Genomic DNA, 14985 nt, shown 5'->3' with positions numbered 1-14985 from the left:
GCCCCGGCGTCACAACGGTCGTTCGTGGCCCGCCCAGTAGGGCTCGCGCAGCCGCCGCTTGTACAGCTTGCCGTTGGGGTCGCGGGGCATGGCGGGCACGAAGTCCACGCTCTTGGGCCGTTTGTACCCGGCGAGCCGTTGTTCGCAGTGGGCCAGCAGGGCGCGCGCCAGCCCTTCGCCCGCCCGGTGGCCGTCGGCGGGCTCGACGACGGCCTTCACCTCCTCGCCCCAGTCGGGGTGCGGGATCCCGAAGACGGCGGCGTCCGCCACCGCGGGGTGGGCGAGCAGCGCCGCCTCGATCTCCGCGGGGTAGATGTTGACGCCGCCCGAGATGATCATGTCGATCTTGCGGTCGCGCAGGAAGAGGTAGCCCTCCTCGTCGAGCACGCCGAGGTCGCCGACGGTGAAGAAGTCCCCGACGCGGTTCGCCTGGGTCTTCGCGTCGTCCTTGTGGTAGCGGAAGCCGCCCGTGGTCATCCTCATGTAGACCGTGCCGAGCTCGCCGGGGGGCAGGCGGTTGCCGTCGTCGTCGAAGACGGCGAGTTCGCTGATGGGCCACGCCCGGCCGACCGTGCCCGGCTTCTTCAGCCAGTCCTCGGCGGTGGCGAACGCACCGCCGCCCTCGCTCGCCGCGTAGTACTCCTCCACGCACGTCCCCCACCAGGCGATCATCGCCCGCTTCACGTGGTCGGGGCAGGGGGCCGCGCCGTGGATGGCGTGCCGCAGGGACGTGACGTCGTAGGCCCCCTTGACCTCGTCGGGCAGGGCGAGGAGCCGGTGGAACTGGGTGGGCACCATGTGGGTGTGGGTGCAGCCGTACGCGTCGATCAGCCGCAGCATCTCCTCGGGCGCCCACTTGTCCATCAGGACGAGTTGGTGCCCGATGTGCAGCGAGGCGGCGGCGAACTGGAGCACGGCCGTGTGGTACAGCGGCGAGCAGACCAGGTGGACGTTGCCGTCGAAGGGACGGATGCCGAAGATGCCGAGGAAGCCGCCGAGGTGGGCCTGCTCGGGCCGCTTCCCGGTCAGGGGGCGGCGGATGCCGCGCGGCCGGCCGGTGGTGCCCGAGGTGTAGTTCATCACCCAGCCCAGGGTGCGGTCGTCGGGCGGCGCCGCGGGCCGTCCGTCGAGGAGGGCGGCGTACGGGCGGAAGCCGTCGACCGTCCCGACCGCGTAGCGGCCCTCCGCGGCGAGGCCGGCTTCGTCGGCGGCGGCCGTGGCGGCTTCAGCGTACCGCTCGTGGGCGATGAGGACGCGGGCGCCGCAGTCGGCGACGATCCAGGCGATCTCGGGTCCGACGAGGTGGTGGTTGACGGGGACGAGGTACATCCCGGCCTGCGTCGCGGCCAGGTGTGCGGTGAGCAGTTCGACGCCGTTGGGCAGCACGGTGGCGAAGGCGTCGCCGCTGCGGAGTCCGGCGGCGCGCAGCCCGTGGACGAGCCGGTTGGCTGCTCGGTGCAGCCGGCCGGCGCTCCACCGCTCTCCGTCGGGGGCGATGAGCACGGTGCGGTCCGGGTCGGCCATCGCCTGTGCCCAAAAGCCGTGGGGTCGGTCGGCGGCCGGGGGCGCGGGGCGTTTGGAGGTCGCAGGGGTTTCGGAGGTCACGGGGGCTTCACTCCCTTCCGGCGATGCGGTTGACGGCGTCGACGGCCCGTTCGAAACCGCGGGTCAGGTCGTCGACGACCTCCTGCACGGACCGTTCGGAGGTCATCCGGCCGACGATCTGCCCGACGGGGGTGCCGAGCAGCGGGACGACGTCGTGCTTCTGGATGCGGCTGACCGCCTCGGCGACCAGCAGGCCCTGGAGGGGCATGGGGAGCGCGCCGGGTCCGGCGGGGTCGTCCCAGGCGTCGGTCCACTCGGTGCGCAGTTGCCGGGCGGGCTTGCCGGTCAGGGCGCGGGAGCGGACGGTGTCGCCGGAGCCGGCGGCGAGCAGTTTCTCCGTCAGGGCGCGGGAGTGCAGGTCGGCCTCGGTCGTGGTGAGCCAGAGGGAGCCGAGCCAGACGCCCTGGGCGCCGAGGGCGAGCGCGGCGGCGACCTGCCGGCCGCTGCCGATGCCGCCGGCGGCCAGTACCGGCAGCGGGTCGACGGCGTCCACGACTTCGGGGGTGAGGACCATGGAGGCGATCTCGCCGGTGTGGCCGCCGGCCTCGTAGCCCTGGGCGACGACGACGTCGATGCCGGCGTCCGCGTGGTGGCGGGCGTGGCGGGCGCTGCCGGCGAGTGCTGCCACGCGCACCCCGTGGGCGTGGGCGCGGGTGACGACGTCGGCGGGCGGCGAGCCGAGGGCGTTCGCCAGCAGCTTGATGGGGTAGTCGAAGGCGACGTCCAGTTGGGCACGGGCGACCTGCTCCATCCAGCCGGTGATGCGCCAACCGCTCGCTTCGCCTTCGAGGAGTTCGGGGACGCCGTGTTCGGCGAGGACGTCCCGGACGAACTGCCGGTGGCCCTCCGGGATCATCGCCTCCACCTCGGCCTCGGTCGGCGCGGCGGTGCCCGCCGCCTCGGCCCGTCGGGCGGGCATCACGACGTCGAGTCCGTACGGCAGGCCGTCGCTGTGGTCGGCCAGCCAGTCGAGGTCGCGCCGCAGGTCGTCGGGGGCGGTGTAGCGGACGGCGCCCAGGACGCCGAAGCCGCCCGCGCGGGTGATGGCCGCGGCCACGGCCGGGAACGGCGTGAAGCCGAAGAGCGCGTGCGCCACCCCGAGGGACTTGCTCAGCTCCGTCTCCATGGGCGCAGGATGCCCGAGCCGTCCGACCGAGGGAAGAGATTTTCTGATGCAGTGTCAGATTCATGGGAGGACGTTCGAAGGTCAACGGACGGTTGACAGCCCTTCAGCACCGCAAGAAAGTTTCACTGCTGACCGACGTTCCGAAAGATATTTTCAGGAAGTGGGGTACGGGTGACCAAGGACGCGGCGCGGGGCGCGGCACGGGGCTCGACGGAGGGCAGAGGGATCAGCAGACGGACGTGGGGCGGCGGGGCGCTGGCCCTGGGCGGTGCGCTGGCGCTCGCCCCGATCCCGTTCGCCCAAGCCGTCGAAGGCGGCCCGGGGGCGGGGGCGGGCACTGCCGGTGCGGGCGCTGGCGGTGCGGGCGCTGCCGGTGCGGGCGCTGGCGGGCGGCGCACCCTGCGCCGCGGCTCGCCCGAGCGGGCGGGGCTGCTCGCGGCGCACCTGGACCGGCTCGTCGCCGACGCCCGGGCTTACCTCGCCCCCTCGCCCGTACACCCCTGGTACGCGGGGGCGGTGCTGCTCGCCGGCCGCGGTGACACCGTCGCCCTGCACCGCCCCATCGGCATGGCCGTGCGCTACGCCGCGTACGACGAACGCACGGACACAGCCGTCGAACTGCCGGTCGAGCAGCAGATCCCGATGGCCGAGGACACCGTCTTCGACCTGGCGTCCGTCTCCAAGCTCTTCACCTCGATCCTGGCGGTGCAGCAGATCGAGCGGGGTGCGCTGGAACTTGCGGCCCGGGTGACGGAGTACCTGCCGGAGTTCGGCGGCGGAGGCAAGCAGGACATCACCGTGGTCCAGTTGCTCACCCACACCTCCGGATTCCGCTCCTGGATCCCGCTGTACCGGGAGCCGACGCGGGAAGGCAAGCTGAAGATGGTGTGGGCGGAGGCGCCGGCGCACCCGCCGGGCTCGACCTACCTCTACTCCGACCTCAACCTGATCTCGCTCCAGCTGATCCTTGAGCAGATCACCGGTCGCACTTTGGACCGCCTGCTCCACGACGAGATCACTGCTCCGCTCGGGATGCGCCGCACTCGTTTCAATCCACCGCTCTCCTGGCGGCCGAAGATCGCCGCCACCGAGGACTCCCGACCGCCCTGGTCCGGTCTCGACCGCGGCATGGTCCACGGCGAGGTGCACGACGAGAACGCCTTCTCCTTCGGCGGCGTCGCGGGCCACGCCGGCGTCTTCTCCTGCGCCTGGGACCTCGCCGTCCTCGCCCGCACGCTCCTCGACGGCGGCGCGTACGGCACCGCCCGCATCCTGCGCCCGGACTCCGTCGAGCTGATGTTCACCGACTTCAACACCTCCTTCCCCGGCGACGAGCACGGCCTCGGCTTCGAGCTGAACCAGCACTGGTACATGGGCGCGATGGCCACTCCGCGCTCCGCCGGGCACACCGGTTTCACCGGCACCAGCCTCGTCCTGGATCCGAGTACGGACGCGTTCCTCGTCGTCCTCGGCAACTCCGTCCACCCGGTGCGCACCTGGCGCTCCGGCAGCGCGCCGCGGGTCGCCGCCGCGAACAACCTGGCGCGCGCCGTCCCGGTGCGCCCCGAGGAGGGCCGCACCGCCTGGTTCTCCGGCATGGCGTCCGCCGCCACCGCCACCCTGACCCTGCCCGCCCTGCGCATCGGCGCCGCCCGCAGGGGCGGCGCACGGTTGGAGTGCGCGCTGTGGTGGGACACGGAGCCGACCGCCGACGCGCTCTTCCTGGAGGGTTCGACGGACGGCGGGGCGACTTGGCTGCCGGTGCCCTTCGCGACCGCGCGCGAGGGCGGACGACCCGAGGAGCGTCCAACCGGGTCGGTGACGGGCTGGTCCGGGCGCCGCTGGCACCGACTGACGGCGGATCTGACGCCGTGGCGCGGCGATGAGCTTCGGCTGCGCTGGCGGTACGCCACCGATGCGCGGTACGTGGGCCGCGGGGCGTACGTCACGGGCCTGCGCGTCGAGGTCGGGGGCCGCCCGGTCTTCGACGAGTCCAGGCCGCGCGACGCCGCCCGCATCGCGGCGGACGGCTGGGTCAGGTCGGCCGACTGACCGGCAGCAGCGGGCGCGGGCTCGCGGTCGGCGGCCCGAGTCGACGGCCGCCCCGCGCGCCCGCGGCACCGCCGGGAGCAGCGCTGCGGCGCGAGAGCGTCGCGCCGGACCGAGAGCAGTGCTCTGGTACGAGAGCGCGGCACCGGACCGCGAGCAGTGCTCTGGTACGAGAGCGACGGATCGGAACAAGAGCACCGCACCGGAACCAGACCAGCACACCGGGACGAAAGCACCGCACCGAAATCAGAGCACCCCGTCGAAACGAGAGCGCCGCACCAGAACCAGAGCAGCCCATCGAAACGAGGGCAGTGCTCCGGAACCGGAGCAGCACACCGGAACGAGTGCGGCAGCCCCAACCGAGAGCAGCGAACCGGTACGAGAGCGGTGCTCTCTACCGGCCCAGCGCCGCCATCGCCGCGTTGTGGCCCGGCACCCCGCTCACCCCGCCGCCGCGGACCGCGCCCGCGCCGCACAGCAGCACGTTCGCGTGCGCCGTCTCCACGCCCCACCGCCCGGTGTCCTCGGTCGCGTACGGGAACGACAGGTCCCGGTGGAAGATGTGTCCGCCGGGCAGCCCCAGTTCCCGTTCCAGGTCAAGCGGCGTCTTCGCCTCGATGCACGGCTCCCCGTTCGCGTCCACGGCGAGCAGGTCCGCGATCGGCTCCTCCAGGTGCGCGTCCAGTTCGGCGAGGGTGGCCGCCAGCAGCTCGGCGCGGGTGCGGTCGTGGTCGGCTGCGAACAGCCGCGCCGGGGTGTGCAGCCCGAAGAGCGTCAGGGTCTGGTACCCGCGGGCCACCAGGTCGGGCGCGAGGATCGTCGGGTCCGTCAGCGAGTGGCAGTAGATCTCCGACGGCGGTGCGCTCGGCAGCCGGCCCTCGGACGCCTCCCGGTACGCCCGGGCCAACTGCTCGTACCCCTCCGCGATGTGGAAGGTGCCGGCGAACGCCTCGCGCGGGTCGACCGAGCGGTCCCGCAGCCGCGGCAGCCCGCGCAGCAGCATGTTCACCTTGAACTGCGCGCCCTCGACGGGCGCGGGCTCCGCCTCGCCCAGCAGCCGGGCCAACTCCCGGGGCGCGGCGTTCACCAGCACCCGGCGGGCGGTGACCGCGCCCGCGCGCCCCTCGTGCGCGTACGCCACCTCCGCCGTCGTGCCGTCGGTGTCGATCCGCACCGCCTCGTGACCGGTGACGATCTCCGCGCCCGCGCCGCGGGCCGCGGCGGCGAGGGCGTGGGTGAGCGCGCCCATGCCGCCGACGGGCACGTTCCAGTCGCCGGTGCCGCCGCCGATGACGTGGTAGAGGAAGCAGCGGTTCTGCACCAGGCCCGGGTCGTGGGCGTCGGCGAAGGTGCCGATCAGGGCGTCGGTCAACACGACGCCGCGCACCAGGTCGTGCTGGAACCGCTCCTCGATCGCCCGGCCGATCGGCTCTTCGAACAGCGTCCGCCACGCGGCCCGGTCGTCGACGCGGGCCCGTAGTTCCTCGCGCGTCGGCAGCGGCTCGGTCAGGGTCGGGAAGACGCGCCGGGCGACCTCGCCCGTCATCGCGTAGAACTCCCGCCAGGCCGCGTACTCCGTCCCGCCCCCGGTGAGGGCGGCGAAGGACTCCTCCGTGCGGCCGGCACCGACGAGCAGTCCGCCCGTGCCGTACGGGGTGTAGGAGGACACGGTGCGCCCGCGGACCGCGAAGTCCAGGCCGAGCTCGTCGACGATCTTCCGCGGCAGCAGGGAGACCAGATAGGAGTAGCGCGAGAGGCGGGCGTCGACCCCGGCGAACGGCCGGGTGGACACGGCCGCCCCACCGACCGCGCCGGCGCGCTCCAGCACCAGGACCGAGCGGCCCGCCCGGGCCAGGTAGGCGGCGGCGACCAGGCCGTTGTGGCCGCCGCCGACGATGACGGCGTCGTACGAGGTGAGTGCGGGCATGACCGGACACTAACCGCTGCCGCCGGCGCCGCAACACCCGTACACGGCCCTGGGCCGTGCCCTGGAGCGCGTACGGGTGTGCAGGTCAGCGGCCTCGGGTGCTGCGGCGCTCGCGCAGCGCCGCGACCCGCCGGTACAGCTCCACCGCGTCGGAGTGCCGGCCGAGCTGTTCCAGGCAGTGGGCTTCGTCGTTGCGGCTCGCGAGCGCTTCGGGGTGGTCGATGCCGAGGACGCGTTCGCGGGCGGCGGCCACCTCCCGGTACACCGTCAGGGCGTCGGGCCAGCGGCCGAGCCAGCCGAGGCCGACGGCGACCTCGCGGCGGCTGATGAGGGTGTCGGGGTGGTCCGGGCCCAGCACCCGCTGGCGCAGGGCGCTGACCTCGCGCGCCTCCCCCAGCGCCTCTTCCCAGCGCCCCAGCCGGCCGAGGTTCACCCCGAGGCCGTGGCGGGCGCGCAGCGTCTCGGGGTCGTTCGGGCCGTGCAGCCGGGTGCGGTCCGCCACCAGGGAGCGGTACAGCTCCACCGCCTGGGTGCCGTGCCCGAGCCGGCCGAGGCCGATGCCGACCTCGTGCCGGGCGGCCAGGGTGTCGGGGTGGTCCGGGCCCAGCGCCCTGGCCCGCGCATCGGCCACCTCCTGGTAGGTGCTCAGCGCTTCCGGCCAGCGGCCCAACTGGCCTAGTGCGTACGCGACTTCGTAGCGCGTGACGAGGGTGTCGGGGTGGTCGGCGCCGAGGACGCGGGTGCGGGCGGCGGCCACCTCGCAGGCCATGGTGAACGAGTCCTCCAGCCGGCCCAGGCGGCTCAGGTTGAAGGCGAGGCTGTGACGGCAGGCGAGGGTGTCGGGGTGGTCGGGGCCCATGGTGCGTTCACGGGCCGCGAGGACCGCGGCGTACGCGTCGTGGGCTTCGAAGTGCCGGCCGAGCTGTCCGAGGACGTACGCCGTCTCCTGACGGGCTGCCAGGGTCTCCGGGTGCTCGGGGCCCAGGGCGCGCTCGCGGCCCCCGGCCACCCGGCGGAACTCGCGCAGCGCGTCGTCGGCGCGCCCGGTGCGGCTGAGGGTGAGGCCGACCTCGTAGCGGCTGGCGAGGGTGTCGGGGTGGTCGGGGCCGAGGGCGTGTTCGCGTTCGGCGGCCACCGCGCGGTGGACCTCGCCGGCCTCCTCCCACCGCCCGAGCCGGGCGAGGCTGAGTCCGGCGCTGTGGCGGCTGGCGAGCACGGCCAGCGCCTCCGGCGAGGGCGTGGGGCGCTCGGCCCGGGACGCGGGCGGGGTGAGGGCGGCGCCGCGCGGGGCCGCTCCGGTGGTCCACTCGCCGGTGAGCCCCGCCGTGTGGTCGGGCACCACCGGGCGCAGCGCGGTCGCGGTCGCCTGGTGCCCGCCGGTCATCCTGCGGCCCCACGTCGGCAGGGCGGCGGGCGCCCGCTCGCCCGGCCGGCCGGCCGCCGTGGCGGGCGGCGGCAGCGCGCGCCGGTCGTGCGTCATGCGCCGGCGCAGCTCGGTGGCGTCGGACGGCCGGCCGTCGGGCGTCTTGGCCAGCAGGTCGAGCACGGTGCGCTCGACGTGGTCGGGGATGTCGCTGCGGTGGACGCTCAGCGGCTGGGGCACGGTGTCGCGGTGGCCCACCAGGACGGCCCAGGCGTCCTCGTGGTCGAACGGCGGCACGCCGGTGGCCAACTCGTAGAGCACGCAGCCGAGGGAGTACAGGTCGCTGCGGTGGTCGACCTGGCCGCCGCCGATCTGCTCCGGCGACATGTAGTGCGGGGTGCCCATGGCGATGCCGGTGCTGGTGAGGCGGGAGGTGAGGCCGATGTTCTCGCCGAGGCGGGCGATGCCGAAGTCGCAGATCTTCACCGTGCCGTCGGTGAGCCGCATGATGTTCGCCGGCTTCAGGTCGCGGTGCACGATGCCGCGTTCGTGGGTGTACGCGAGGGCGTCCGCGACCTGGACGGCGACGTCGACGACCTCGTCGACCGGCAGGGGCCGCTGTTCGTTCTCGTCCAGGAGTTGGCTGAGGTTGTGGCCCTGGAGCAGCTCCATGACCAGGTAGAGGACTCCTTCGTACTCGCCGAAGTCATGGACGACGGTGACCCCGCGGTGTTGGAGGGCCGCGGCGACCCGGGCCTCCCGGCGGAACCGTTCTTGCAGCACGGCGGAGAAGGAGGCGTCGTGGTCCTGGCCGATGGGCTTGAGGCACTTGACCGCGACGCGGCGCCCCAACGATTCGTCGACGGCGCTCCACACCTCGCCCATGCCGCCGCGCCCGATCAGGTCCAGCAGCCGGTACCGGCTCTGGATCAGCCTGCTCTCCGCCATCTTGCGCCGTCGCCCCCGTCGCCGTGCCCCGTCCTCCCCGCACCGTCCAGTATGGGGCCGTGGCCGTGGAGTTTGTACGGGGTGGGCCGGGCGTGTGGCGCCGGACGGGCGATCGCGCGGCGTGCGGTGCGGTCGCGGGTCGGCCGCGCCAAGGGGCGGCCGACCCGCGACGCCGGCGGATCAGACGCCCCAGCGCAGGGCGATCGTGTCCCCGACGTTCACGACCTTCTCCCGGGCGGCGCCGGTGAACGCGGCCCCGTCGACGCTGACTTCCAGGTCGACGAGCCGCTGTTCGCCTTGCCGTTGAGCGAGGTGATCGCGCCGCTGCCGGACGGGGCGACGACCGCGGCGACGCAGCCGGCCGGCACCGCCGCCGCGCTCGCGGCTGCCAGCACGTCCCCGAGGGTGGTGGTGCCGGTCGGGGTGAAGGGCACCGAGCAGACCTTCAGCCCGCCGGCGCCGTCGTCGACGCTGAGCGCCACCTCGGTCGCGGTCCCGGCGGTGAAGGAGCTCGCACCCACCCGGCGCGGGGCGCCGGCCGTCATCGGGGTGGGCGGGGCCGTGGTGAACCCGCCGCCCGCCACCGCCCGCAGCGCGTCGATGGAGGAGTACGCGGAGGGGACGGTGTCGGCGGGCAGGTAGCGGAAGCCGCCGCCCGGCTTGAACTGCTGGGCGATCAGGAAGTCCACCGGCGTCTTGACGGTGAGGAAGTCCCCGTCTGCGGGTTGATGCCGCACGCCTGGAGGCCGGAGACGGCCCAGCCGTTGGAGTTGGTGTTCTGTCCGAACATCGCGTTGAAGGCGCCGGTCGCAGCGTCCAGCTTGTTCTTCAGGAAGGTCCTGGCCCGGACGACGTCGGGGTCCGTGTTCGGGACGCCGGACGTGCACAGCGCGGCCATCGACGCGCCGGTCATGTCGATGTCGCTGGGCGCCGCCAGCCGCGTCGGATCGCCCTCGGCCTTCTGGTAGTCCCAGCCGCCGTCGTTGTGCTGGTTGGCCCGGATGCGGGCGACGACCGAGTCCAGCAGCGCCTGCGGCACGCGCTGCGCACCGTACTGGGTTCTCGCCCCACCGAACGCGAGGCCGGCGAAGACGGTGCCGTTGTACGTCGCCGAGGGGCCGAAGTAGCCCGGCTCGGCGCTCTGCCAGAAGCCGTAGACGTCGGCGATCAGGTTGCGGGGACTCGGAAACCCGGGCCGGGTCGATGCCGGCGGCGTACGCGTTGAGGACGCCGCGCTCGTAGTCGGTGATGCGGGGGGTCGCGGAGGCATCCAGATCGGCGGCCCGGTCTCGTTGGAAGCGTTGCTGTCGGCGGCGACCGAGGGCCTGCGGCTGGCCTGCATGCCGTGCTGCATCGGGGCGGCGAACACCCTCGCCAACCCGAAGCGGGCGCTGCGGGTGCTGCCGGGGGCGCTGTACGAGTTGGGCGTCGCCGTCACCGTCTCCATCAGCGTCGCCCCGCAGTTGGTGCAGAGCGTGCGCCGGGTGCACCGGGCCCGTCGGCTGCGCGCCGGCCGCACCAAGGGGCTGCGAGCCCTGCGCGGCATCGTGGTGCCGGTCCTGGAAAACGCCTTGGAGCGCTCGCTTCGGCTGGCCGCCGCGATGGACTCGCGCGGCTACGGCCGGGCGGGCTCGGCCACCCGCGCCTCCCGGCGTCTGACGGGCGCGCTGGTGCTGCTCGGGATGTGCGGGCTGTGCGCGGGGGCGTACGGGCTGTTGGACGCGACCGCGTCCCGATGGCTCGGGCTGCCGGCGATGGCCGTGGGCGGCGTGCTGTGCGTGGCGGGGCTGCGGCTGGGCGGGCGGCGGGTGACCCGTACCGTCTACCGGCCCGACGCCTGGCGGTTCGCCGAGTGGGCGGTCGCGGGGTGCGGGGTGCTCTTCGCCGTCCTGCCGTTCGCCGGCACCGGCTTCGACGCGGCGGAGCTCAACCCCACCCTCCATCCGCTGAGTTGGCCCGCGCTCCCGCTGGTGCCGGCGGGCGCGATCCTGCTCGCGGGCGCCGCGGGCTTCCTCGCGCCGCCGCCGTCACCCGGCTGGTGCACGGCCTGGGGGTGACGGTGCTGATCGCCGAGCACCGGCTGGAGCGGGTCGTGCAGTACGCCGACCGGGTCCTGCACCTGCCGGGGGGCGGACGGGTCGTGGCCGGGAGCCCGCGGAGGTGTTCCGCACGTCGACGATCGCGCCGCCGGTGGTGGAGTTGGGGCGGACGGCGGGCCGGTCCCCGCTGCCGCTGTCGATCCGTGACGCCCGGCGCGCCCCTTGCGGAACAGGCTGGCCGACACTCCCCCGCCGCCGGCGCGTCCGCGCCCCGCGCCCACCGCCCCGCTGTTGACGGCGCGCGGCGTGACCGTGGCGTACCGCAACGTCCCGGCCGTACGCGAGGTGTCGCTGTCCCTGCGCGGCGGGGAGGTCACCGCGTTGATGGGCCGCAACGGCTCCGGCAAGTCGTCCCCGCTGTGGGCGCTCCAGGGCTCGGGGCCGCGTCGGGCCGGCACGGTGCGCGTCGAGGGCCACGACGACACCCACGGCGATCCGCAGAAGCTGCCGGCGGACCGCGCCCGTCAACTGGTGGGCCTGGTGCCGCAGACCCCGACGGACCTGCTGTATCTGGAGAGCGTCGATCAGGAACTCGCCCAGGCCGAAGGTGCTGTTGCTGGCCGTGTACGGCTCGCTCTCCGGCTTCCTCTTCGGCTTCCTGCTCAACCTCTCCTTCTGGCCCTTCTCCGTCGATCCCGGCAGCTCCATCGCCTACCTCCCCGGCCTGCCGTTCACCGAGCAGTGGCAGCGCTACCTCGCCTTCGACCTGGCGACCTCACTGGGCTGGGACACCGGCCGCGCGGTCACCAGCTTCGTCTGCATCTGCCTTGCGGGCCCCGCGGTCCTCACGGCCCTGCGCCGCGCGGCCCGCAAGGCGCGCTTCGAGGCCCCGGTGCGCTTCGCCGCGCCGGAGCGCGGGCCGGACGCACGATGAGGTCCTCGCCTCAGCGCCGCACCCTCGGCATGCCCAGGCCGATCCACGCGATGATCTCGCGCTGGATCTCGTTGTTCCCGCCGCCGAAGGTGAAGATGACCGCGGAGCGGTAGCCGCGCTCCAGGGCGCCGTGGAGGACCGCGCCGTGGGAGCCCTCCTTGAGGGGGCCCGCGGCGGAGACGACCTCCAGGAGCCAGGCGTAGGCGTCGCGGCGGGCTTCGGAGCCGTAGACCTTGACGGCGGAGGCGTCCTGGGGGGTGAGGGTGCCGTCCTGGACGGCGCTGACCATCTGCCAGTTCAGGAGCTTCATCGCGTCGAGTCGGGCGTGGGTGCGGGCGAGTCGGCCGCGGACCCAGGTCAGGTCGAGCACGCGACGGCCGTCGGCGAGCTTCGTCGCCGCCGCCCAGCGCTGGACGTCGGCCAGGGCGCGGACGGCCATCGTGCCGTGGGCGGCGAGGGTGACGCGTTCGTGGTTGAGCTGGTTGGTGATCAGGCGCCAGCCCTTGTTCTCGGGCCCCACGCGGCGCGCGGCGGGCACCCGGACGTCCTCGTAGTAGCTGGCGGTGGTGGTGTGCGAGGCGAGGGTGTTGATGACGGTGCAGGAGTAGCCGGGGTCGGCGGTCGGCACCAGCAGGATGGTGATGCCCTTGTGCGGCGGGGCGGCGGGGTCGGTGCGCACGGCGAGCCAGACCCAGTCGGCGGATTCGCCGTTGGTGGTCCAGATCTTCTGGCCGTTGACGGTGTACACGCCGCTGTCCTGGTCGCCCTCGCGCACCGCGCGGGTGGACAGGGCCGCGAGGTCGGTGCCGGCGCCGGGTTCGCTGTAACCGATGGCGAAGTCGATCTCGCCGTTGAGGATCCTCGGCAGGAAGTACGCCTTCTGTTCGTCGGTGCCGAACTGCATGATCGTCGGGCCGACGGTGTTCAGCGCCATCAGCGGCAGCGGGACGCCCGCTTGGGCGGCTTCGTCGAAGAAGACGAACTGTTCGACGGCGCCGAGGCCGCGCCCTCCGTACTCGGTGGGCCAGCCCACCCCGAGCCAGCCGTCCGCGCCCAGGCGGCGCACGGTGGTGCGGTAGAAGTGCTTCTGGGCGGCGGGGTCGGTGTGGCGCGCGGGGGCATCGTCGGGGACGAGTTCGGCGAAGTAGGCCCGCAACTCGGCGCGCAGGCGCTGTTGTTCGGGCGTGTAGGCGAGGTGCACGGCCCCTCCAGGGTCTCGGTCCGTCCTGAGCGCGGCGCACACGGTAGAACGTGTTGCAGGAATCTGGAAGGGGCGTGGCCCTGTGTGCTCGGGGCGTCAGGGAGCGGCGAGGCCGGGGGCGCCCCAGACGGGGAACCACCTGGACAGGTCCTTCTCCATCCGCAGGTCGTCCGCGAGCAGCGCCCTGACCTGGAGTTCCAGGGCGTTGTCGCGTCGCTCGCCACCGCCCGGCAGGGGGGCGAAGGGGTAGAACGTGCCGCGTTTGTACAGATAGACCAGGGCCAGCGGTCGATCGCCGCCGGGTCCGCCGGCGAATGCGACCAGGGAGCAGAGCAGCTGCGGCCCGAAGCCGCCGTCCTCCAGCAGGGTGTTCACCGCGTGCAGGTCGTTCACCAGGGCCGCGGTGTCGTCGGCGGGCCGGGTGACGAGCACCCAGGTGTAGCCGTAGCCGTCCTGGCTGAAGGTGACGGGGGCGCCGCGCCCCGAGTCGGCGTCCAGGAGTTCCCCGACGTCCTGTTGGATCCGGCCGAACGCCCCGCCCTCGGTGCTCGCGAAGCACACCGAGCCGGCGCCGGTCGGGATGAAACCGGCGCCCGCCTGGAGGGTGATCGCGGCCGACGGCAGTCCGAAGAGCTGGTCGAGGTCGGGGCGGACGGGCTTGCTGCGGCCGAGGATGACGTCGAGGAATCTCAACGGAACTCTCCCGTTCGACGGTGCGGACGACGCACGAGGTGACGCATGAGGTGCGGACGACGCATGGCGTGCGGACGGCACGCGCAGTGCGGGCCGCGCGCGGGCCGTGCGCCGGTCACGGGCGGGCGAGCTGGGCGCTGATCGCGGCCAGCTGCTCCAGGCGCTGTTCCAGCGTCGGGTGCGAGGCGAGCAGCCGGCCCAGGCTCTCCCGGGAGGAGAAGGCCGGGGCGAACCAGAACGCGTTGTACGGCTCGGCCTTGCGCAGGTCCTCGGTCGGGATGCGGGCCATCTCGCCGGTCACCTTGGTGAGCGCGGACGCGAGCGCGGAGGGTCGGCCCGTCAGCAGCGCCGCCGCGCGGTCGGCCGACAGCTCCCGGTAGCGCGACAGCAGCCGGGTGAGCAGGAAGCTGATCACGTAGACGGCCGCGCTGATCAGGGGGATGAGGGCCACGGCGAGGGCGGTGTTGCTGTTGCTGCGCCCGGCGCGCCCCAGCCCGCCGTACAGACTCACCCGCACCATGATCCCGGCGAGCACGCCGAGGAAGGAGGCGATCGTCATGACCGCGACGTCGCGGTGGGCGACGTGCGACAGCTCGTGCGCGAGGACGCCCTCCAGCTCCTCCGGCTCCAGGCGTCTGAGCAGCCCCGTCGTCACGCACACCAGGGCCGTCTTCTCGTTGCGGCCGGTGGCGAAGGCGTTCGGCACGTCGCTGTCGGTGATGGCGACCCGCGGTTTGGACATGTTCGCCAGCGCGCAGACGCGGTCGACGGCGCCGTGCAGCTGGGGCGCCTCCTCGGGGGTGACCTCCCGGGCGCCCATGCCGTAGGCGGCGATCCGGTCGCTGAACCAGAACTGGGCGATGAACAGGGCGCCCGCGATCAACAGGATCAGCGGCCACGCGCCGCGCAGCAGCGCGAGCAGGACGCCCACGAAGACGACGTACAGCAGCCCGATCAGGAACATCGTCGTCACCATGCGCGTGGTGAGTCCCTGGTCCGGTGCGTAGCGGGACCGAGGCCGCCTGGCCATCTGATCACCTCCGGGTGCTCCCCCCGGTGCGCGCTCGTTGCCGCCCCTCGTGTCGTGGTCGTCCGGTTCC

General features: G+C 73.7%; 8 protein-coding genes and 4 pseudogenes. 4 read left to right on the top strand and 8 right to left on the bottom strand.

Going from position 1 to position 14985, the window contains the following annotated elements:
• Nucleotides 1–9 precede the first annotated feature (9 nt).
• Entirely contained in the window at nt 10–1605 is a 1596-nt protein-coding gene (locus ABZ842_RS20260) for an acyl-CoA synthetase (protein ID WP_361538262.1), read from the bottom strand.
• Nucleotides 1606–1612: 7 nt separating this feature from the next.
• Nucleotides 1613–2731: a nitronate monooxygenase gene (locus ABZ842_RS20255; RefSeq protein WP_361538260.1), complete on the bottom strand. Its 1119-nt coding sequence runs from the start codon at nt 2729–2731 to the stop codon at nt 1613–1615.
• Nucleotides 2732–2902: 171 nt separating this feature from the next.
• On the opposite strand from ABZ842_RS20255, the gene ABZ842_RS20250 reads away from it, so the two are divergent.
• Entirely contained in the window at nt 2903–4783 is a 1881-nt protein-coding gene (locus ABZ842_RS20250; RefSeq protein WP_361538258.1) for a serine hydrolase, read from the top strand.
• Between the two features lie 391 nt (nt 4784–5174).
• Here the strand turns inward: ABZ842_RS20250 and ABZ842_RS20245 are convergent, their stop codons facing one another.
• From ABZ842_RS20245 to ABZ842_RS20235, 3 genes and pseudogenes are all read right to left on the bottom strand, one after another.
• Entirely contained in the window at nt 5175–6707 is a 1533-nt protein-coding gene (locus ABZ842_RS20245; RefSeq protein ID WP_361538256.1) for an NAD(P)/FAD-dependent oxidoreductase, read from the bottom strand.
• Between the two features lie 85 nt (nt 6708–6792).
• Nucleotides 6793–9018, bottom strand: coding sequence for a tetratricopeptide repeat protein (locus ABZ842_RS20240; RefSeq protein ID WP_361538254.1), 2226 nt, complete (start codon nt 9016–9018; stop codon nt 6793–6795).
• Nucleotides 9019–9198: 180 nt separating this feature from the next.
• Nucleotides 9199–10283: pseudogene (locus ABZ842_RS20235) on the bottom strand (prenyltransferase/squalene oxidase repeat-containing protein); the annotation flags it as partial.
• Here ABZ842_RS20235 and ABZ842_RS20230 point away from each other — a divergent pair.
• From ABZ842_RS20230 to ABZ842_RS20220, 3 pseudogenes are all read left to right on the top strand, one after another.
• Nucleotides 10284–11075 (top strand): annotated as a pseudogene (locus tag ABZ842_RS20230) (CbiQ family ECF transporter T component); the annotation flags it as partial. It lies immediately after the preceding pseudogene.
• A pseudogene (locus ABZ842_RS20225) lies at nt 11039–11741 on the top strand (ATP-binding cassette domain-containing protein); the annotation flags it as partial. The pseudogenes ABZ842_RS20230 and ABZ842_RS20225, both read left to right, overlap by 37 nt.
• Nucleotides 11662–11991 (top strand): annotated as a pseudogene (locus ABZ842_RS20220) (ECF transporter S component); the annotation flags it as partial. The pseudogenes ABZ842_RS20225 and ABZ842_RS20220, both read left to right, overlap by 80 nt.
• A 10-nt stretch (nt 11992–12001) precedes the next feature.
• Here the strand turns inward: ABZ842_RS20220 and ABZ842_RS20215 are convergent.
• The 3 genes from ABZ842_RS20215 to htpX all read right to left on the bottom strand — a co-directional run bounded on the left by ABZ842_RS20215 (nt 12002) and on the right by htpX (nt 14915).
• The gene (locus ABZ842_RS20215; RefSeq protein WP_361538252.1) at nt 12002–13192 is read right to left on the bottom strand and encodes an acyl-CoA dehydrogenase family protein; all 1191 of its coding nucleotides are present in this window, start codon (nt 13190–13192) and stop codon (nt 12002–12004) included.
• Between the two features lie 96 nt (nt 13193–13288).
• On the bottom strand, nt 13289–13885 hold the full coding sequence (locus ABZ842_RS20210; RefSeq protein WP_361538251.1) for a hypothetical protein: 597 nt from the start codon (nt 13883–13885) through the stop codon (nt 13289–13291).
• A 115-nt stretch (nt 13886–14000) separates the two neighbouring features.
• Nucleotides 14001–14915: a zinc metalloprotease HtpX gene (htpX, locus tag ABZ842_RS20205; protein WP_361538249.1), complete on the bottom strand. Its 915-nt coding sequence runs from the start codon at nt 14913–14915 to the stop codon at nt 14001–14003.
• Nucleotides 14916–14985: the final 70 nt, after the last annotated feature.

Source organism: Streptomyces sp. NPDC047315 (assembly GCF_040643215.1).
Taxonomy (GTDB): domain Bacteria; phylum Actinomycetota; class Actinomycetes; order Streptomycetales; family Streptomycetaceae; genus Streptomyces.
The sequence above is the reverse complement of the archived record's forward strand: the minus strand, read 5'-3'. Positions and strand labels throughout refer to the sequence as shown.